General features: G+C 72.0%; 17 protein-coding genes. 11 read left to right on the top strand and 6 right to left on the bottom strand.

The genetic code is table 11. From position 1 onward, the window contains the following. Positions 1–91: 91 nt before the first annotated feature. The 5 genes from ACQP0U_RS27615 to ACQP0U_RS27595 form a co-directional block, all read right to left on the bottom strand. A complete protein-coding gene (locus ACQP0U_RS27615) occupies positions 92–277 on the bottom strand; it encodes a DUF6104 family protein (protein WP_433312622.1) in 186 nt (61 codons plus the stop codon). A gap of 133 nt (positions 278–410) precedes the next feature. Continuing rightward, positions 411–4,169, bottom strand: a complete 3,759-nt coding sequence (locus ACQP0U_RS27610) for a multifunctional oxoglutarate decarboxylase/oxoglutarate dehydrogenase thiamine pyrophosphate-binding subunit/dihydrolipoyllysine-residue succinyltransferase subunit (RefSeq protein ID WP_433312620.1) — start codon at positions 4,167–4,169, stop codon at positions 411–413. 239 nt (positions 4,170–4,408) lie between these two features. Beyond that, positions 4,409–5,233 carry an ABC transporter permease gene (locus ACQP0U_RS27605; protein ID WP_433312617.1) on the bottom strand — a complete coding sequence of 275 codons (825 nt, stop codon included), beginning with the start codon at positions 5,231–5,233 and terminating at the stop codon, positions 4,409–4,411. Continuing rightward, entirely contained in the window at positions 5,230–6,165 is a 936-nt protein-coding gene (locus tag ACQP0U_RS27600; protein WP_433312615.1) for an ABC transporter ATP-binding protein, read from the bottom strand. The genes ACQP0U_RS27605 and ACQP0U_RS27600 overlap by 4 nt, the downstream gene beginning before the upstream one ends. A gap of 142 nt (positions 6,166–6,307) precedes the next feature. Continuing rightward, complete coding sequence (locus ACQP0U_RS27595) at positions 6,308–6,955, bottom strand: hypothetical protein (protein WP_433312612.1); 648 nt, start codon at positions 6,953–6,955, stop codon at positions 6,308–6,310. Between the two features lie 159 nt (positions 6,956–7,114). Here ACQP0U_RS27595 and ACQP0U_RS27590 point away from each other — a divergent pair, with 159 nt between their 5' ends. The 9 genes from ACQP0U_RS27590 to ACQP0U_RS27550 all read left to right on the top strand — a co-directional run bounded on the left by ACQP0U_RS27590 (position 7,115) and on the right by ACQP0U_RS27550 (position 16,458). Next, positions 7,115–7,888 (top strand): GNAT family N-acetyltransferase, encoded by a 774-nt coding sequence (locus ACQP0U_RS27590; RefSeq protein WP_433312609.1) that lies wholly within the window; start codon positions 7,115–7,117, stop codon positions 7,886–7,888. After that, positions 7,885–8,823, top strand: coding sequence for a lysophospholipid acyltransferase family protein (locus ACQP0U_RS27585; protein ID WP_433312607.1), 939 nt, complete (start codon positions 7,885–7,887; stop codon positions 8,821–8,823). Before ACQP0U_RS27590 ends, ACQP0U_RS27585 begins: the two co-directional genes overlap by 4 nt. Before the next feature lie 98 nt (positions 8,824–8,921). Continuing rightward, complete coding sequence (locus tag ACQP0U_RS27580) at positions 8,922–9,746, top strand: DUF4097 family beta strand repeat-containing protein (protein ID WP_433312604.1); 825 nt, start codon at positions 8,922–8,924, stop codon at positions 9,744–9,746. Then, positions 9,743–10,354, top strand: a complete 612-nt coding sequence (locus tag ACQP0U_RS27575) for a PadR family transcriptional regulator (RefSeq protein ID WP_433312601.1) — start codon at positions 9,743–9,745, stop codon at positions 10,352–10,354. Before ACQP0U_RS27580 ends, ACQP0U_RS27575 begins: the two co-directional genes overlap by 4 nt. Positions 10,355–10,440: 86 nt before the next feature. Next, positions 10,441–11,142 carry a response regulator transcription factor gene (locus tag ACQP0U_RS27570; protein WP_030336721.1) on the top strand — a complete coding sequence of 234 codons (702 nt, stop codon included), beginning with the start codon at positions 10,441–10,443 and terminating at the stop codon, positions 11,140–11,142. Beyond that, positions 11,139–12,695, top strand: a complete 1,557-nt coding sequence (locus tag ACQP0U_RS27565) for a sensor histidine kinase (RefSeq protein ID WP_433312598.1) — start codon at positions 11,139–11,141, stop codon at positions 12,693–12,695. The genes ACQP0U_RS27570 and ACQP0U_RS27565 overlap by 4 nt, the downstream gene beginning before the upstream one ends. A 62-nt stretch (positions 12,696–12,757) precedes the next feature. Next, a complete protein-coding gene (locus ACQP0U_RS27560) occupies positions 12,758–14,401 on the top strand; it encodes a trypsin-like peptidase domain-containing protein (protein WP_433312596.1) in 1,644 nt (547 codons plus the stop codon). 181 nt (positions 14,402–14,582) lie between these two features. Next, entirely contained in the window at positions 14,583–15,254 is a 672-nt protein-coding gene (locus tag ACQP0U_RS27555; protein ID WP_433312593.1) for a BON domain-containing protein, read from the top strand. Between the two features lie 148 nt (positions 15,255–15,402). Then, on the top strand, positions 15,403–16,458 hold the full coding sequence (locus ACQP0U_RS27550) for a glycosyltransferase family 4 protein (protein WP_433321217.1): 1,056 nt from the start codon (positions 15,403–15,405) through the stop codon (positions 16,456–16,458). 18 nt (positions 16,459–16,476) lie between these two features. Here ACQP0U_RS27550 and ACQP0U_RS27545 read toward each other — a convergent pair whose 3' ends face one another. Further along, on the bottom strand, positions 16,477–17,982 hold the full coding sequence (locus ACQP0U_RS27545) for a protein kinase domain-containing protein (protein WP_433312590.1): 1,506 nt from the start codon (positions 17,980–17,982) through the stop codon (positions 16,477–16,479). Between the two features lie 165 nt (positions 17,983–18,147). Here ACQP0U_RS27545 and ACQP0U_RS27540 point away from each other — a divergent pair, with 165 nt between their 5' ends. Both ACQP0U_RS27540 and ACQP0U_RS27535 read left to right on the top strand, forming a co-directional pair. Continuing rightward, positions 18,148–18,981, top strand: coding sequence for a patatin-like phospholipase family protein (locus tag ACQP0U_RS27540; RefSeq protein ID WP_433312588.1), 834 nt, complete (start codon positions 18,148–18,150; stop codon positions 18,979–18,981). Beyond that, the gene (locus ACQP0U_RS27535) at positions 18,981–19,997 is read left to right on the top strand and encodes a 1-acyl-sn-glycerol-3-phosphate acyltransferase (protein ID WP_433312585.1); all 1,017 of its coding nucleotides are present in this window, start codon (positions 18,981–18,983) and stop codon (positions 19,995–19,997) included. Before ACQP0U_RS27540 ends, ACQP0U_RS27535 begins: the two co-directional genes overlap by 1 nt. The last annotated feature ends 3 nt before the right edge of the window (positions 19,998–20,000 follow it).

Below are 20,000 nucleotides of genomic sequence, written 5' to 3'. Positions count from 1 at the left end.
CTGCCCTGTGCTGCTCGTTGATCAAGAAGTTTGCGTCAGCTCCGGCCCCCATCGTGACCGAAACTTCTTGATCACCGGGTGGGGAACGGGGTTAGGCGTCGTTGTCGTCGGGGTCGTCGAGGCGGGCCAGGTAGGTGGCCAGGCGTTCGATGGGGGTTTCGAAGTCGGGGTTGAGGTCGACGAAGTCGCGCAGGCGCTCGCCGAGCCACTCCAGGGTCACCTGCTCTTCGCCCCGGCGCTCGACCAGCTCCTCGATGCCACGGTCGGTGAAGTACATGGGTACGTCCTTGTGCTCGGCCCGGCCCGGCTCGGACCGGGCGGGGTGGGTGGTGAAACCGGGCGTGACCCACGAGAGCCGGGGCAGGACCGTGGTGAAACGGTCCTGCCCCGGCTTCCGTGCTCAGATCAGGTCACGGGCGGGGGAGAGCCGCCTCGATCAGCGCGTTCTGCTCGACCTCGTGGGTCTTGGCCGAGCCGACCGCCGGGGCGGCCGCGGCCGGGCGGGAGATCCGCCGCAGCCGAACGTCGGTGAGGTGCTCCAGCAGGTTGAGCGCGACGAACGACCAGCCGCCCTGGTTGGCCGGCTCCTCCTGCACCCAGGCGAAGTCCTCGGCGTTCGGGAACTGCGCCAGGGCCGCCCGGATCTCCTCCACCGGCAGCGGGTACAGCTGCTCGAGCCGCAGGATGGCGGTGTCGGTGACGCCGCGCTCCTGCCGGGCCTGGAACAGGTCGTAGTAGACCTTGCCGGAGCAGAGCAGCACCCGCTTCACCGCCTCCGGTGCCGGGGCGGCCGTGTCGCGCAGCACCGGCTGGAAGGTGCCGGTGGTGAAGTCCTCCACCGACGAGACGCAGAGCTTGTGCCGCAGCAGCGACTTCGGCGTGAACACCACGAGCGGCTTGCGCTTGGGCGACAGGGCCTGGCGGCGCAGCAGGTGGAAGTAGTTCGCCGGGGTCGTCGGGATGGACACCCGCATGTTGTCCTCGGCGCACATCTGCAGGAACCGCTCCGGCCGGCCGGAGGTGTGGTCCGGGCCCTGACCCTCGTGGCCGTGCGGCAGCAGCAGGGTGATGGCGGAGCGCTGGCCCCACTTCACCTCGCCGGACGAGATGAACTCGTCGATCACCGACTGGGCGCCGTTGACGAAGTCGCCGAACTGGGCCTCCCAGGCGACGAGGGCGTTGATGTTCTCCACCGAGTAGCCGTACTCGAAGCCCATCGCCGCGTACTCGCTGAGCAGCGAGTCGTGCACGAAGAACCGGGAGCGGTCGCCGTCGCCGGTGAGCGACTTCAGCGGCAGGTAGTCGTCGCCGGTGCGGGAGTCGACCACCGAGGCGTGCCGCTGGACGAACGTGCCGCGACGCGAGTCCTGCCCGGCGAGCCGGACGGTGACACCGTCGTGCAGCAGCGCCCCGAGCGCGATGATCTCGCCGAAGCCCCAGTCGATGTTGCCCTCGACGGACATCTTGGCCCGCCGGTCCAGCAGTTGCTGGATCCGCTTGTGCGGGGTGAAGCCCTCCGGCAGGTTGATGTGCGCCTCGCCGACGGCCTTGACCACTGACGCGTCGGTGGCGGTGTCGACCTGCGGCTCCGGCTCCTCCTCGCGGCGCGGCCGGTTGAGCTGGCGCGGTGCCGAGGCGGCGTCCCGGGTGGCCTTGAAGACCTTTTCCAGCTGCGCCTGGTAGTCGCGGAGCAGCTCCTCCGCGTCCTCCACGGTGATGTCGCCGCGACCGATCAGCTCCTCGGTGTAGAGCTTGCGGACCGAGCGCTTCGAGTCAATGATCTTGTACATCTGAGGGTTGGACATCGACGGGTCGTCGCCCTCGTTGTGCCCGCGCCGGCGGTAGCAGACCATGTCGATCACGACGTCCTTGTTGAACGTCTGCCGGTACTCGAACGCCAGCCGGGCCACCCGGACCACGGCCTCCGGGTCGTCGCCGTTCACGTGGAAGATCGGCGCCTGGATCATCCGGGCCACGTCGGTGCTGTAGAGGCTGGACCGGCTGTACTCCGGGGCGGTGGTGAAGCCGACCTGGTTGTTCACCACCACGTGCACGGTGCCGCCGGTGCGGTAGCCGCGCAGCTGCGACAGGTTGAGCGTCTCGGCGACCACGCCCTGCCCGGCGAAGGCGGCGTCACCGTGCACCGCCAGCGGCAGCACGGTGTAGCCCTCCAGCTTGAGGTCGATCCGGTCCTGCTTGGCCCGGACGATGCCCTCCAGCACCGGGTCGACGGCCTCCAGGTGCGACGGGTTGGCCACCACCGACACCTTGACCGCGTGCTCGCCGTCCGGAGTGGTGAACTTGCCGTTCTGGCCCAGGTGGTACTTCACGTCGCCGGAACCCTGCGTCGAGCGCGGGTCCAGGTGGCCCTCGAACTCCGAGAAGATCTTCTCGTACGGCTTGCCGACGATGTTGGCGAGCACGTTGAGCCGACCCCGGTGGGCCATGCCGATGACGACCTCGTCCAGCCCGTTCTCGGCGGAGGACTCCAGCACCTCACCGAGCAGCGGGATCAGCGACTCGCCGCCCTCCAGCGAGAAGCGCTTCTGGCCGACGTACTTCGTCTGGAGGAAGGTCTCGAACGCCTCGGCGGCGTTGAGCCGGTTGAGCACGTGCTTCTGCTCGTCGGCGGACGGCTTCTCGTACTTGCGCTCGATCCGTTCCTGGACCCAGCGCCGCTCCTCCGGGTCCTGGATGTGCATGTACTCGATGCCGACCCGGCGGCAGTACGAGTCGCGCAGCACGCCGAGGATCTCGCGCAGCTTCATCCGCTGCCGGCCGGCGAAGCCGTTGACCGGGAACTCGCGGTCCAGGTCCCACAGGGTGAGCCCGTGCTGGAGGACGTCCAGGTCGGGGTGCTTGCGGATCTTGAATTCCAGCGGGTCGGTGTCGGCCATCAGGTGACCGCGCACCCGGTACGCGTGGATCAGCTCGTGCACCCGCGCGGTCTTGTTGATCTGACCCTCGGAGTTGACCGCGACGTCGCGCATCCAGCGCACCGGCTCGTACGGGATGCGCAGCGCGGTGAAGATCTGGTCGTAGAAGCCGTGCTCGCCCAGGATCAGCTCGTGCATCACCTTGAGGAACTCGCCGGACTGCGCGCCCTGGATGATCCGGTGGTCGTACGTGCTGGTCAGCGTGATGATCTTGCTGACCGCCAGCTCGGCGAGGGTGGCCTCGGACATCCCCTGGTAGGGGGCCGGGTACTCCATCGCGCCGACGCCGATGATCGCGCTCTGCCCCTGCATCAGCCGCGGCATCGAGTGCACGGTGCCGATGCCGCCCGGGTTGGTCAGCGAGATCGTGGTGCCGGAGTAGTCCTCCATGGTCAGCTCATTGCGCCGCGCCCGCCGGACCACGTCCTCGTACGCCTGCCAGAACTGCCGGAAGTCCATCTGCTCGCAGCCCTTGATGGAGGGGACCACCAGGTTGCGGCTGCCGTCCGGCTTGGCCAGGTCGATCGCGATGCCGAGGTTGACGTGTGCCGGGCGGACCACCGCCGGCTTGCCGTTGGCCTCGGCGAAGGAGTTGTTCATCTCGGGGTGCTGGACCAGCGCCCGCACCATCGCGTAGCCGACCAGGTGGGTGAAGCTGACCTTGCCACCCCGCCCGCGGGCGAGGTGGTTGTTGATCACGATGCGGTTGTCCACCAGCAGCTTGGCCGGGACCGCGCGCACGCTTGTCGCGGTGGGCACGCTGAGTGAGGCGTCCATGTTCTGGACGATCTTCGCCGCGACGCCGCGCAGCGGGGTGGTCTGTGGGCCGTCGGCGCTCGGCGCGGCGGCCTTGGCAGCCGGCTTGGCCGGGGCGGCCTTCTCCGGCGTGGCCTTGGGCGTGGCCGGAGCGGCGGCGGTCTTGGCCGGCGCCGACTGGGCGGCGGCCGGCTTGCTCGCGGTCGCCGGCTTGGCCGGGGCGCTTGCCTGGGCGACGCTGGCGGCTGCCTCCGGCTGGCCGTCCGGCTCGGGGGCGGCGGCCGGCTTGTCCGACGATTCGGCGCCGCGCGGGGTGCCCGCGCCCGGTGCCGGGTGGTAGTCGGCGAAGAAGTCGTGCCAGGCCGAATCGACGCTCGATGGGTCGGCGAGGTAGCGCTGGTACATCTCCTCGACGATCCACTCATTCGGGCCGAAACCCGCCAGTGGGTTCTCCTGCGAAGTCTGCTGGGTCGACACGGCCGGTAATCGCCTCTTTCACGCGGGTTTGTGTGGCACGCGGTGTGTCCGTCGCGCCCGATTAGGAGCACGGACTGGACGGCTCCCAGGCTACGCCGTACCGATCCCGCAGGCATTTCCGCCTCGGTCCCGTGGCCGGTTTCACAGAAGATGCCAGAAGTTCAGCAACGCCTGCGTGCTCTCTCGACGGCTGCTAAGGGATCCGGGGTGGCGGCTGCGCAGCCGCCACCCCGGGACCGTCAGGAGATGTCGCGTCGACGCATCAGCAGGGTGCCGACCACGCCGGTCACCACCGCGTACCCGATGAGCACGGCGGCGCCGGCCCAGCGCGGCGGGTTGCCGGGGATGTCCGCCCCGGTCACCATCAGCGACGAGGCCAGCGACGGCACCAGCAGCTGCAGGTTGTTGATCCAGTCGCCCCAGCGCTCTGCCAGGATGGCGATCACGAAGATGGCGCCGATCGAGCCGCCCAGGTAGAGCAGGATGCCGGTCACCGTGGCGCCGATCTGGCTGCGGATCAGCACGCCGATGCCGACGCCGAACACCGCCCAGAGCAGGTACGCGAGCAGGTTCAGGCCGATCGCCCGCCAGGCCGCGTCGTTGCCCAGTTGGGAGTCCAGCCCGACCGCGCTCAGCACCGCCGAACCGAAGACCAGGTTGAGCGCTGTGGTCACCAGCCAGAACAGCAGCGCCAGCACACCCGCCGCGACCAGCTTGGCGCTCATCACGGCGGTGCGGTGCGGGTTGGTGAGGAACGTGGTGGTCACCGTCTGGTGGAAGAACTCGCTCGTCACCACGATGATGCCGAGCAGCATCACGATCAGGAGGCCGAAGAACTGCCCGGTGGTGAACAGGTTGGACGAGAGGGCGTCCGTACTGGCCGCAGCCTCGAACTGGGCGGCCTGCTCGGCCGACACGTCGCCGAGGTTGTTGCTGGTCAGGGCGTCGGCCTGCAACCAGTTGATGAGCAGCGTGAGCGCCCAGAGCGGCAGGCTGATCAACGCGAAGATCCACCAGGTGTTGGTGGTACGGATCTTGAGTAGCTCGGATCGGACCAGGTTCATCGGATGCCCGCCTTTCCGGCCGTCAGCTCCAGGAAGACCCGTTCCAGATCGGGCCGTTCGGTGGTCAGTTCGTGCAGCTCCACGCCGGCCGCGAGGGCGGCGCGACCGATCGCCGGGGCGTCCACCCCGCCGACCAGCAGCACGCCCTGGTCGTCGGTCTCGATTGTTGCCGACTGCGCCTTCAGGGCGGCGGTCAGCGCCTCGGCCTGCGGGGTGCGGACCCGGACCCGGGCGCCCTGCGCCATCGAGCCGAGCACCTGCTCGACCGGACCCTGCCGGACCAACTGCCCGGCCGCGATGATCACCACGTCGTCGGCGAGCAACTGCATCTCCGACAGCAGGTGGCTGGAGACCAGCACCGTACGGCCCTCGTGGGCGAGGTTCTTGAGGAACCCACGCATCCACCGGATGCCCTCCGGGTCCAGCCCGTTGGCCGGCTCGTCGAGGATCAGCACGCGGGGGTCACCGAGCATCGCGGCGGCGATGCCGAGCCGCTGCTTCATGCCCAGCGAGTAACCCTTGAACTTGCGCTTCGCCGCCGGCGTCAACCCGACCAGGGCCAGCGCCTCGTCGGCCCGCTGCTTGGGCAGCCCGGCCGCCGCGCAGATGACCCGGAGGTGGTTGATGCCGGTGCGGCCCTTGTGCGCGCTCGACGCCTCCAGCACCGCGCCGACCTGCCGCAGCGGGTCGGTGAGGTCGGCGTACCGCTGGCCGCTGATGGTGGCCGTGCCGGCGGTCGGCGTGACCAGGTTCAGCAGCATGCGCAGCGTGGTGGTCTTACCGGCGCCGTTCGGGCCGAGGAAGCCGGTCACCCGCCCCGGTGCCACGGTGAAGGACAGGTTGTTCACCGCCCGGACGCTCTTGTACTGCTTCGTCAGACCGGACACCACGATCTGACCGTCGCTGGTGGGGCTTCGCTGCCCGTCAGTCATCGTTCTCCTCCCGTGTGTGGCGTCGAGGTACGCCGTGGCACAGCGTGACGGCCCGTGGCAACAAGGTCAATCAGGCGCGGTCCGTACGTTCGCCTCCGTCGCGGGGCGGAGGCGGCTCCTCCCTGCGGACTACGGCGGGGGTTCAGCGGGCGATCCAGGTTGCCCGGGCCGCGCCGAGCAACGCGCCGTCCGGGCCGTACAGGCTGGTGTGCACGAGCGCCTTGCGCCCATCGACGCGGAGCAACGCCCCGGTCACCACGCACTCGTCGCCCGGCCCCGGCAACGCCGCGACCACGGCAGCCATCCGGCCCAGCAGGTACGGGCGGCCCGGCGCGAGCACCGCCCAACCGCCGGGACAGTCCAGCGCCGCCCAGACCGTAGCGCCGCTGACCTGCTCGGGCGCGCGGAACGGCGCGGCGGTCCCCCCATCCGGCAGCCGGCCGGGGAAGATCCGCAGCCCGTCGGCCCGCTGCGGCCCGCAGACGTAACAGCCGGGGAACGGGTGCTCGACCAGGCCGGGGTAGCGGGTCGCGGCGGCCACCGCCGTCTCCAGGTCGACAGGGGGTACGACGACATCGATCGCCCCGGCCGGGCGCACCTCGGCCACCAGCTCGCCGGACGGGTCCCGGACCTCGCCGTCGACCAGGGTCAGCTCGGTCTCCAGCGGTGGTGGCCGGCGCAGCGTCACCTCGACCGGCCCGGCGTCGCCCGCCTCGGCGGCGAAGATCCCCGCGCTCCAGCCACCGTTGCCGGAACCGGCGGGCCCGTTGTAGCGGCTCTCGATGCGCATCGTCGACCTCCGGTGGTGCGTGTCGGCGCCTTCGCCGGCCTGCCCGGGCAGCCTCGCACGCTCTGCGCCGGGCCTCGCTCGCGGTCTCGCCTGCCGGCGTTCATCCGATCGACACCGGTGGTCCCCGTGAATGGCAACCCGGGCACCTACACAGATCCCATGGCCGTTCTGCATGCCGCTGGCGCACCCCTGAAGACCAGCGGATACACCCTGCTGATCGCCGACGACCCCACCCAGGTCGCGGCCGCGCAACGCCTGCGCCACGAGGTGTTCGCCACCGAGCTCGGCGCCACCCTCCTTCCCGGCGAGGCCGGGTTGGACGTGGACCCCTTCGACGCGTACTGCGACCACCTGATCGTCCGCGAGGACAGCACCGGCGAGGTGGTCGGCACGTACCGGCTGCTGCCGCCGGGGCGCACCACTCGGCGCTACGCCGAGGACGAGTTCGACCTGAGCCCGCTCGACCCCCTCAGCGGCGACCTGGTCGAGGCGGGTCGGTCCTGCGTGCACCCGGACCACCGCTCCGGCGCGGTGATCAACCTGATGTGGGCCGGCATCATCAGGTACCTGCACCTGCGCGGCTCCCGCTGGCTCGGCGGCTGCGCGTCGGTGCCGGTGGCCGACGGCGGGCGGACGGTCGCCGAGGTGTGGACCCAGGCCCGCGCACGGCACCTGTCACCGCCGCCGCTGCGGGTCCGCCCCTTGCGGCCGTGGTTCACCGAGGCGGCCTCCGCCGGCCCGGTCGCCGTTGCCCCGGCCGGACGGGTAGCGGTTCCGCCGCTGCTGCGTGGCTACCTCCGGCTCGGCGCGTGGATCTGTGGCGAGCCGTCGTACGACAGCGACTTCGGGTGCGCGGACTTCTACGTCCTCTTCTCCCTGGACCGGATGAACCCGCGCTACCTGCGGCACTTCCTGGGCGGGGAGCAGCGGTGACCGCCGTGCCGCGCGACCTGTGGCGGCCCTCCTCGGGCTGCGACGACGACTGCCTGCCGGCGGCCGGCGAGGTGCCGACGGTGCCGGTGGCCCGCCGGGTGCTCCGGCTGGTCGCCGCGCTCGGCATGCTGCTGGCCGGGATCGCCGTGGTGCTGCTCCTGCCCGTGCTCCCCATCCGGGAACGACAGGCGCTGGTCAGCGGGTGGGCACGGGCGACCGCGCGCGCCTTCGGCGTCCGCCTCGTGGTCCGGGGCCGGCTGCCCCGGCGGCGGGCACTGCTGGTCGCCAACCACGTCTCCTGGCTGGACATCCTCGCGGTGCTGGCGGTCGCGCCCACCCGGATGGTCGCGAAACGGGAGATCCGTTCCTGGCCGGTGGTCGGTCTGCTGGCCGCGGCGGCGGGCACGGTCTTCGTGGACCGCTCCCGGCCGCTGGCGCTGCCGACCACCGTCGACCGGGTCGCCGACGCGCTGCGCGCCGGGCGGTCGGTGGCGGTCTTTCCGGAGGGTACGACGTGGTGCGCCGGGACCGACGCCACCGACTGCCGCCCCGGCGGTGGTTTCCGGCCCGCGACGTTCCAGGCGGCCATCGACACGGGCAGCCCGGTGGTGCCGCTGCGGTTGACCTATCGCTGCGAGGCCACCGGGTCGACCACCACGGCAGCCGCCTTCCTCGGTGCGGACACCCTGCTGCGCTCGGTGGCACGGGTGGTCACGGCGCGGGAGCTGGTGGTCTCGGTGACGATCGCCGGTGCGCTGCACCCGGCCCGTGATGCCGATCGGCGGTTGCTGGCCCGGGCCGCCGAGTCTGCCGTACACCTGGTGCCGACGGCGGGTGCCGCGGCGCGGGCCCGGCTGCGGCCGGTGCCCACGGTGACGCCGGCCGTCCCCATGCCGACGCCCGCCGCCAATCGGGAGCTGGACCTGGCGGCCTGAGGCGCGAGACTCGCGACAGTCTTGTGGTGTCGCGATGTATCGCGTTACATTCTCCTTCTGTTCGGCGTGCGTCCGCGCGTCGTCGAGAGGGGGACGCCATGGCCGGCTGGACGGTCGAGAGCCCGCAGCGGCTCACACTGGACGCTCCGGTCATCCGGCTGGACGTCCGGCTGATCAGTGGGCGGCTCAACGTGGTCGCCGCCGACGGGCCGACCCGGATCGACGTGACCCAGGTCGGCCGTCGGCCGGTCCTGATCGACCACACCGACGGCCGGCTCAGCATCCGCCAGGAGCGCGGTCGGGGCTGGTCGGACGTCCTTCGCTGGTTCCGGATGATCCATCGCTATCCCCGGGTGGACGTGTCCGTCGCCGTGCCCGCCGACGTCCTTGCCGATCTGAGCCTGGTGGCGGGCTCGGTGGTCGCCTCCGGCCTGCGCCGGCAGACCACCGTCGACGTCGTCGCCGGCCAGATCACCCTCATGGGGCTGCGCGGCAGCACCTCCGCGAAGATCACCTCAGGGCCGGTGGAGGCCCTCGGCGTCCGCGGCGACCTCACCCTGGAGACGGTCTCCGGGGAGGTGATCCTCGCCGACAGCGCCGCCGACCGGGTCCGGGCGCAGACCGTCTCCGGCGCGATCACCTGCGACCTGGACAACCCCCGGCGCAGCGAGATCCGGCTGACCACCATCTCGGGCAGCATCACCGTCCGGGTCCGCGAGGACAGCGACCTCGCCGTCCGGCTGAACACGGCGTCCGGCCGCATCACCAGCGGCTTCTCGCAGCTGCGCCCCTCGACGTTCCCACTGCCCAGCAGCGAGGGGGTGCTCGGTGCCGGCGAAGGTAAGCTCTGGGCTTCCGCGACCTCGGGGAGCATCGCCCTGCTCGCCCGAGCTGTCGACAACGACGTGGAGGAGCTGCCGTGACCGCCGTGTTCAGCCACGGGCGGCTCCGGCTCTACCTGCTCAAGCTCCTCGACGACGGCCCGAAGCACGGCTACGAGCTGATCCGCCTGCTGGAGGACCGGTTCCTCGGGCTGTACGCGCCCAGCGCCGGCACCATCTACCCCCGCCTGCAACGGCTGGAGGTCGAGGGTCTGGTCAGCCACACCGCTGCCGGTGGCCGCAAGACGTACGACATCACCGACGCCGGCCGTGCCGAGCTGCGCCAACGGGCCGGCGAGCTGACCGCGCTGGAGACGGACATCGCGGCCTCCGTGGCGGACCTCTCCAGCCTGGCCGGCGAGATCCGCAGCGAGGTACGCGGCTCGGTACGCGACCTCAAGCGGGAGCTGAGCGAGGCCACCCGGCAGACCCGGCGGGCCCGGTGGGAGCCGCCCGCACCGCCGCCCCGGCCGACGTCGACCGCCGGACCGCAGGCGGAGTTGCTCGACGAACTGGACCAGCGGCTGGCCGCGTTCACCGTCGAGGTGGGCCGGCTGATGCGCGCCCGACAGTTCAGCGACACCCAACTGCGCACCGCGATCCGCCTGCTCGACGGCGCCCTCGACGGGCTACGTCGCCTGCTGCGCTGACCGACGCCACGGACCGGTCGGCGACTCACAGCCTTTTTGCAGGAACCGTCCAGCGCTGGCGCAGTGATGTCACCGATGATGGGCGCATGCCCGCTACCCAGACCGAGGCGCGACTGCTTGTCGTCGAGGACGACCCCAACATCCTCGAACTGCTCTCCGCGAGCCTGCGGTTCGCGGGCTTCGACGTGGCCACCGCGACAAGTGGTAGCGCGGCGCTCAACGCCGCCAAGGACCACCGGCCCGACCTGGTGGTGCTCGACGTGATGCTCCCCGACCTGGACGGCTTCGAGGTCATCCGGATGCTCCGCGAGGGCGGCACGCGTACCCCTGTGGTGTTCCTGACCGCCCGGGACGCCACCGACGACAAGATCCGCGGGCTGACCCTGGGCGGCGACGACTACGTCACGAAGCCGTTCAGCCTGGAGGAGCTGACCGCCCGGATCCGCGCCGTGCTGCGCCGCACCACGACCGGCGAGCAGGCCCCGTCCCGGCTCACCTTCGCCGACCTGGAGTTGGACGAGGAGACCCACGAGGTGCACCGGGCCGGCCAGCGCGTGCAGCTCTCGCCCACCGAGTTCAAGCTGCTGCGGTACCTGATGCTCAACGCCAACCGGGTGCTGTCCAAGGCGCAGATCCTCGATCACGTCTGGAACTACGACTTCCGGGGCGACGACAACATCGTCGAGTCCTACATCTCGTACCTGCGGCGCAAGGTCGACACCACCCAACCCCGGCTGATCCACACTCTCCGCGGCGTCGGGTACGTGCTGCGCAAGCCGGCGGCGTGAACGCGGTCCAGCAGGCGAAGGGACGGGTGCGCAGCGTTCCTCTGCGGGTGAAGCTGGTCACCTCGGTGCTGGCGCTGGTCGCCGTCGCGCTTCTGGTGATCAGCTCGCTGACCGCGTACTTCCTCCGCAACTACCTGGAGGGCCAGGTCGACGGGCAGGTCCGGTCGACCGCCCAGGGCCTCGGCCAGCTGCTTCCGAAGCTGCGCAGCGGTGAGGTCGGCGCGATGCTGCCCAGCGACTACGTCGTCATCGTGGCCGACGAGCGCCAGGTGTACCCGCCCAAGTACGACGACCTCAGCTACGACCCCGACCAACTGCCCGCGGTCCCCACCAGCCGCGCGGGTTTCGAGGCGGAGGAGGGCGAGCCGCAGACCGTCCTGTCCCGCAACGGCTACACCCGCTGGCGGGTGTACTACGCCCCCCAGCCGGACGGCTCCGTGCTGGCCGTGGGTCAGCCGTTGACCGACGTGGACCGGGCGGTGAAGCAGCTCGTCTGGATAGACCTCCTGGTCGGTGGCGCAGTGCTGATCATGCTGGCCTCGGTCGGCGCCGCGATCGTCCGGACCAGCCTCAAGCCCCTCGTCGAGATCGAACAGACCGCCGCCGCGATCGCCGGCGGTGACCTGACCCGCCGGGTGCCCGACCCGGAGGAGGGTCAGGCCGAGCCAACCTCGGAGCTGGGCCGGCTCTCCCGGGCGCTGAACGCGATGCTCACCCAGATCGAGGCGGCGTTCACCGCCCGAGCCGCGTCCGAGACCTCGGCCCGGTGGGCGGAGAGCGCCGCCCGGGATGCCGCCGCCGCCGCTCAGGCGTCCGAGGCGCGGGCCATCCGCTCCGAGGAGCGGATGCGGCAGTTCGTCGCCGACGCCTCGCACGAGTTGCGGACTCCGCTCACCACCATTCGTGGCTTCGCCGAGCTGTACCGGCAGGGTGCCGCCCGTGCGCCGGAGCAGACCGCCGGTCTGCTGCGCCGGATCGAGGACGAGGCGGCCCGGATGGGGCTGCTGGTGGAGGACCTGCTGCTGCTCGCCCGGTTGGACATGGAACGACCGCTCTCGCTGACCCCGGTGGAGCTGCCGGTGCTCGCCTCCGACGCGGTGCAGGCCGCCCGGGCGATGGCACCGGACCGGCGGATCGAGCTGGAGATCGCGCCCGAGTCGGGCCCGCTCGTCGTCTCCGCCGACGACGCGCGGCTGCGCCAGGTGATCGGCAACCTGGTCACCAACGCGCTCGCCCACACCCCACCGGAGGCCGAGATCCGGGTACGGCTGCGCGCCGAACCGGGTGGCTTCGCCGTCGTGGAGGTGGCCGACACCGGCCCCGGCCTCTCGGCGGAGCAGGCGGAACGGGTCTTCGAGCGGTTCTACCGGGCCGACGCGGCACGTACCCGACGGGCCGACGGCAACACCGGCACCGGCCTCGGCCTGGCCATCGTGGCGGCGCTGGTAGCGGCCCACCACGGCTCGGTCGAGGTGGCCGAGACACCCGGCGGTGGGGCCACCTTCCGGGTGCGGCTGCCGCTGCTGCCGCAGGTCGACGGAGCGGGCGAGTGACTTTCAGCCAACTTCCAGGACGGTTCCAGGTTGATTGCAGTGCCGGGGGAGAAGGTAGTGCCATGACCGAGTTCGAGTCCGACCCGCAGCGCCGGCCGGCACCCACCGACGCCGAGCCGTCGCACCCCACCGCCGAGCTGCCGCGCGACGAGCGCGTGCAGTCCGACTCCCCGACCACTCCCGTACCGGTCGTCTCGACCGCTGGTGAGCCGACGGTCGCCACGACCGCCGGTGACGCGGAGACCACCGCCGTCACCCCGGCCGGGTACGCCGGCTCCGCCGCGCCCGCCGGGCCGCCGGCCACCGCTCAGCCGACCGGGTACGAGCCGCCGACCGGCTACGAGCCCCCGGCCGCCACCGCGTCCGCGCCGCCGTATCCGGTCTCCGGCCACCCGACGCCCGGCCAGCCCGGCTACCCGCAGCCGGCCGCCGGCCACTACCCCGGTGCCCCCTGGTACGCGGGGCAGCAGTCCGGCTGGGCCGGCGGGGGCCAGCCGGGTATGGCGTACGCCCAGCACCAGCAGCACCCCCAGCACGCCCAGCACCTGGGACAGCACCCCCAGCACCCCGGGCAGCACCCGCAGCACCCTGGCCAGCCGGTTCCGCCGTGGGGCCCGCAGGTCGCGCCGCCCGGCAGTGGTCCCCGGCCGGGTCGGATCGCCAAGTTCGCCGGTGCCGGCGTCGCGGTGTTCGCCCTGATGCTCGGCTCCGGCGTGGCAGGTGGGGCGCTCGCGCTGGCCCTCGACGGCGACGGCGGCGGTATCACCCGCACCTACTCCGCGGCTCCCGTGATCAACGGGGCTGACCTGCCGAAGATCGCCGCGTCGGTGCAGGACAGCGTCGTCTCGATCACCACCGACAGCGGTGAGGGCTCCGGGGTGGTGCTCAGCGCCGACGGCTACGTGCTGACCAACAACCACGTGGTCGCCTCCGCGGCCGGCGGCGCCGTGCAGGTGATCTTCGCTGACGGCAAGAAGGCCGACGGGAAGGTCATCGGTACCGACCCGAAGACCGACCTGGCCGTGGTGAAGGCCAACGGGGTCAGCAACCTCAAGGCCGCCAAGTTCGGTGACAGCGACGCCATGCAGGTCGGCGACCAGGTGCTCGCCCTGGGCAGCCCGCTCGGCCTGCAGGGTTCGGTGACCTCGGGCATTCTCAGCGCCCGGGACCGCACCATCCGGGCCGGCGAGGGCCAGCCGCAGGACCCGACCCAGCAGCAGAGCCAGTCGGTCAGCTCGATCTCCGGCCTGCTCCAGACGGACGCGCCGATCAACCCCGGCAACTCCGGCGGCGCCCTGGTCAACACCCGGGGCGAGGTGATCGGCGTCAACACCGCCATCGCGACCTCCGGCCAGAGCACCGGCAACATCGGTGTCGGGTTCGCCATCCCCAGCAACAAGGCCAAGGACGTCGCCGGCAAGCTCCAGCGCGGCGAGAAGGTCAGCCACCCGTCGCTCGGGGTCGGCGTCAACCAGGCCGAGGGCGGCGGCGCGCTCGTCGCCTCGGTCACCCCGGGTAGCCCGGCCGAGAAGGCTGGCCTCCAGCGCGGTGACGTCGTCACCCGGTTCGGCGACAAGCCGGTCAACGACTCCGACGACCTGGTCGGCGCGGTGCAGGCCGGCAAGGTCGGCGACCGCGTCGAGGTGCAGTTCAAGCGCAACGGCGCCGACAAGTCGGCAACCGTGACGCTCGCCGAGACGTCCTGACCAGTTATCTGAACCTGCTTCCTCCCTCCGGCGGCGGGTGGCGGGGCCGAGGGGGTCGGCTCCGTCACCCGCCGCTTTTTCCGCCCGGACGGCGGTTCACCCGGATCGGGTGAACCGCCGTCACCCGTCTGCCCGGCAGGTTCGGTGGGCGAGTGTTCGGCGACCGGGACCGGGGGGTGCCATGACCGAGGTGGTGGGTGTCCGCGACGACCAGCGGATCCAACGCGACGTCCTGGCCGAGCTGGCCTGGGACGCCCAGGTGCAACCGAACGAGATCGGTGTGACAGTCGACCAGGGCGTCGTCACCCTGACCGGATTCGTGGACGGTGCCGCGCGCGGCTGGGCCGCGACGCGGTGCGCACAGCGGGTTCGCGGCGTACGGGCGGTGGCCGACGAGATGGAGGTGCGGCTGCCCGGCACTCCGGGGCGTACCGACGCCGAGATCGCCGTCGCCGCCACCCGTGCTCTGGAGTGGGACAGCTTCGTGCCCGCCGAACGGCTGGACGTGACAGTGGCCAACGGCTGGCTGATGCTGCGCGGTGAGGTCGAGTTCGGGTGGCAGCGGCGGGCCGCCGAGGGCGAGGTGCGCCGACTCGACGGCGTACGGGGGATCACCAACCTGATCGAGGTACGGCCCGCGGCACCTCCGGCCGGCGAGCGGCTGCGTCGGGACGTCCAGCGGGCGCTGCTGCGCACGCTCGGCGGCGAGCGGGTGACAGTCGAGGTGGATGGCGACACGCTGGTCCTCGCCGGGGTGGTCCGTTCCTGGTGGGAACGCGATCAGGTCGAGCGGGTGGCGTGGTCCGCGCCCGGGGTGCGGGTGGTCCACGACCAACTCCTGGTGGGCGGGTGATCGTCCGCGATGTCCGGTTTACCCGGGACGCCACTGGGAAACCGCCGCCGACCGGCGGTGCCGCCGCACCGGGGATCAACGGGGAGGACTCGTGGCCGTGAACCACCCGCCTGCGGGCCGCCCCGAGGAGCGGTCGTTGCGCATCGCGATGGTGGTTCCGCCGTGGTTGTCCGTACCGCCGCCCGGTTACGGCGGCCTTGAGCAGGTCGTCGCCGCCCTGGTGGACGCGCTCTGCCGGCAGGGGCACGCGGTGACCCTGTTCGGTGCCGGCGGCGGCCACGGCACGGCGGCCGACGGCTTCGTCTCCACCGTCGCCGAGGTCCAGTACGAGCGGCTCGGCGAGTCACTGCCCGAGCTGGCGCACCTGGCTCGGGTGAATCGGCTGATCACGGCGGCGGACTTCGACGTGATCCACGACCACACCACGATCGGCCCGCTGGTCGCCGGCCGCCGGGCCGTGCCGACGGTCGCGACAGTGCACGGGAACCCCGTGGGGGAGTACGGCGACGTGCTGAGCGACATCGACTCGGGCGTCGCCCTGGTGGCGATCTCGCACGCGCAGCGTCGGTTGAACCCGAATCTGCCCTGGGCCGGCACCGTGCACAACGCGCTGGACATCCAGGGTTTTCCGCGCAAGCACACGCCTGGCGCGGGGCCGGTGCTGTGGCTGGCCCGGTTCAGCCCGGACAAGGGCCCGGACACCGCCATCCGAGCCTGCCGGGCTGCCGGGTTGCCCCTGCTGCTGGCCGGCAAGTGCAACGAGCCAGCCGAGCGTCGCTACTACGAGCAGGTCGTCGCGCCGATGGTCGACGAGGATGTGACAGTCGTGCTCAACGCGGACCGCGCGACGACGCTGCGGATGCTTGTCGACGCCCGCTGCCTGATCATGCCGATCCAGTGGGACGAGCCGTTCGGCATGGTGATGCTGGAGGCGATGGCGACCGGCACACCTGTGGTCGCGCTCAACCGGGGTGCGGTGCCGGAACTGGTCCGGCCGGGGCTGACCGGTCTCGTCGTCGAGCGGTCGGAGGAGCTACCCGCGGCGTTGCTCGCGGCGGAGCGCCTCGACCCGGAGGACTGTGTCGAGCACGTCGCGCAGAACTTCTCCGTCGATCGGATGGCGAGCGGCTACGCGGAGGTCTACCGGCGCTTCGCCCTCGGCCGGCGCGACGTCCGTGAACCGGCCCGGGTGCCGGCGCGCTGACCCACTGGTGTCGCCCTGTCAGGCCCCGGTCGCGCCCAGTTCGGCGATGGCGGCGTCGAGCCGCGACGCGTACGCCGGACTGATGCCGCCCTCACCGAGGCGGACGGTGACCTTCTCGCGCAGCCGGGCCACCGGTGGCGCCAGCTTCTCGCGGCCCGAGCTGACCGCCACGGTCAGGTTGCGCAGCTCGTTGCGCAGGTCGAGGGCCACGTCCTCGCGGATCTCCCCGGCGCTCAGCCCGGCGCCGATCAGCCCGTCGACCCGGTTGGCGGCCTCGGTCAGGGTGCCCGGGTTCGTGGTGGGCGGGCCGGTGGTCGGCTTCGTCGACGGTGGCGCGCTCGGCGCGGTCGGCGTGGTCGGGGTCGACGACTCGGGGGGCGGCGGGTCCGTCGACGGGGTCGTCACCGGGCCGGCGGAGGGTTGCGCCCGGCGGTCCGGTTGCTGCTCGGGCAGCAGTGCCACCCCGGCCAGCGTCACCCCGACGGCCAGCACCAGCAGCAACACCAGCCTGCGCCGGGACCAGCCCGACCCGGTCGCCGGCTCGTCGGCGTCGGAGGAGGCCGCACCGTCCGCTGTGCCCGTGTCAGGGCTTGCCGGGGGCGACGTCGGGACCCTGGCCGTCGCGACGGCGGGCGACTGCGGTGGCAGGGGCTGGGTGGGCACCTGGATGGTCGCGGTCGGGGGCTCGACGGGCAGCGAGTGGTCGCGGAGCGCGGTGGCGACCTGCCGGGCGGTCGGCCGGTCCGCCGGGTTGCGGGCGAGGCTGCGCAGGCAGATCTGGGCCACCGGTGGGGGCAGGTCCGGTAGGTCGGCCAGCGTCGGCGGGGGACCACTGGCCAGCGCGGCGCTGAGCTGCTCCCAGGTGTCCGCCGGATACGGAACCCGGCCGGTGAGCGCCTCGTGCAGCAGCACACCGAGCGAGTAGACGTCTGTGGACGGCTGGGCCGGCGCGCCGTCGAGGCGTTCCGGGGCGACGTACGCCGGGGTGCCGAAGGTCTCGCCGTCCTCGTCCTCGTCGGGTGCGCCGATCCGGGTGGCGATGCCGAAGTCGAGTACCTTGACGCCCGTCCCGGTCATCATCACGTTGGCCGGGGTGATGTCCCGGTGCACGATGCCGAGCCGGTGCGCGGCGGCCAGGGCGTCCGCGACCTGCGCGCCCACCTGGACCGCCTCGGTCCACGGCAACGGCCCTTCGGTGAGCCGTAGCTTCAACTCCTCGCCGGTGAGCAGCTCCATCACCACGAACGAGGTGATCGAGCCGTCCGGGTCGACAGTCTCGCCGTAGTCGTGCACGGAGGTCAGGTGCGGGTGCACCAGCTGGGCGGCGGCCCGTGCCTCCTCGCGCACCATGCCCCGAAATCGCGCGTCGGCGGCGAGGGACGGGGCGAGCACCTTGAGCGCGACCACCCGGTCCAGCACCTCGTCCCGGGCACGCCAGATGACCGACATGCCGCCGGCGCCGATCTGGTCCAGAAGTCGGTATCTGCGAGCCAGCAATCGGCCCGGATGCAGTGCTGCCTTCACGGATCGCACCTGCCTCAGGGGTGGGAGCCGTATCAGGTTGCGCGAATGTGTCCTGCCTGTCAACGCCGTCACCACCCGCCGTCGGCGGACGGTGCCTGCCGTGCGCTGACCGCCCGTCGGCAGCGGCCCGCCGGTCGGCGGCGGGCCCGTGCCAGGATGAGAGACATGGCGGCGGGACCTGTGGCGTTCGTGCTCGGCGGCGGGGGAGTGCTCGGCGCGGTCGAGGTCGGCATGTTGCGCGCGCTGTTCCGCGCCGGCATCCAACCCGACATCGTGCTCGGCACCTCGATCGGCGCGGTGAACGGCGCACTGGTCGCCGCCGACCCGTCCGAGGCGGTGACCGACCGGCTGGTCCGGCTCTGGGCCTCACCGGAGGCGAGCGAGGTGTACGGCGACTCGGTCGCCCGGCAGCTGCGCCGCTTCGCCGCCCGTACCCACCTGCACTCACCCCGGCCGCTGCGTCGCCTGCTCGAGACCGAGCTGGGGGTGGACACCACGTTCGCCGATCTGCGGGTGCCGTTCCGTTGCTGCGCCGCGCACATCGAGCGGGCCGCCGAGCACTGGTTCGACAGCGGTCCGGTGGTGCCGGCGGTGATGGCGTCCGCCTCGGTGCCGGGCCTGCTTCCGCCGATGCAGATCGACGGCGCGCACTACGTGGACGGCGGGATCGTCAACTCCATCCCGATCGGCGAGGCGGTGGCCGTCGGCGCCCGCCGGATCTACGTCCTCCAGGTGGGGCGGATCGAACGGGAGCTGACCCCGCCCCGCCGGCCGTGGGAGATCGCGCAGGTCGCGTTCGAGATCTCCCGCCGGCACCGGTTCTTCCGGGAGATGGCGGCGCTGCCCGAGGGGGTCGAGGTGCACGTCCTGCCGACCGGCGGGCTCAACCCCCGCGACGACACTCCGTGGGCGTACCGGGACATGGCGGCGGTGGGGCGGCGGATCAGTCGCGCGTACACCGCCTCCCGGCGCTACCTCGCCACCCACGTGGAGCGGTGATGCCGCTGCCTCCCCGGTGGCTGCGTCGACTGCTGCTCGCCCCCGCCGTCGTGCTGCTCGCCTTCTTCGTGGTCACCACCTTGCCGGTCTGGGCGCTGCTCGCCGCCGCCGCGTCCCCGCTGGTCCCGGGCCGGTTGCGTCCGCTGCGACTGCTCTGGATCGGCTGCTTCTACCTGGTCTGGGACGCCGCCGCGCTGCTCGCGCTCTTCGTGCTCTGGGTCGTCTCCGGCTGCGGCTGGCGGACCCGGTCGCCGGCCTTCCAGCGTGCGCACTACGTGCTGGCCGGCTGGTTCCTGCGGGTGCTGTTCTGGCAGGCACATTGGACACTGCGGTTGCGCATCGACGTGGTGGGCACCGATCCGGACACCGCGCTGCCCGGCCGGCCCGAGCTGGTGCTCTGCCGGCACGCCGGGCCGGGCGACTCGTTCATCCTGATCCACGGGCTGGTCAACTGGTTCCACCGGGAGCCACGGATCGTCCTGAAGGACAGCCTCCAGTGGGATCCGGCGATCGACGTGCTGCTCAACCGGCTGCCCAACCGGTTCATCGCGCCGACCCCGGAACGCGGCGAGGAGACGGTGCGCCAGGTCGGGCACCTGGCCTCCGGCCTGGACGACAACGACGCGTTCGTGATCTTCCCCGAGGGTGGCAACTTCACCCCCAAGCGGCGGCTGCGCGCTATCGCCCGGCTGCGTTCCCTGGGCCTGGACCGGATGGCCCTGCGTGCCGAGCGGATGCGCCACGTGCTCGCCCCGCAGCCCGGTGGGATGCTCGCCGCGTTGGACGCCGCACCGGACGCCGGGGTCATCTTCGTCGCCCACACCGGGCTGGACCGGATGCTCACCGTCGCCGACGTGTGGCGGGAGCTGCCGATGGACAAGCGGATCGTGATGCGGTTCTGGTCGGTGCCACCGGAGGACGTACCGACCGGACGGCAGGAACGCATCGACTGGCTCTTCGATTGGTGGGCGCAGATTGACGCCTGGATCGCCGCTAATCGGGCTGATGCCGCGTAGGGT

The sequence above is a fragment of the Micromonospora sp. CA-269861 genome, assembly GCF_050948505.1.
Lineage (GTDB): Bacteria > Actinomycetota > Actinomycetes > Mycobacteriales > Micromonosporaceae > Micromonospora.
Note: the sequence above shows the minus strand (reverse complement) of the source record. Positions and strands in the feature narration are given on the sequence as shown.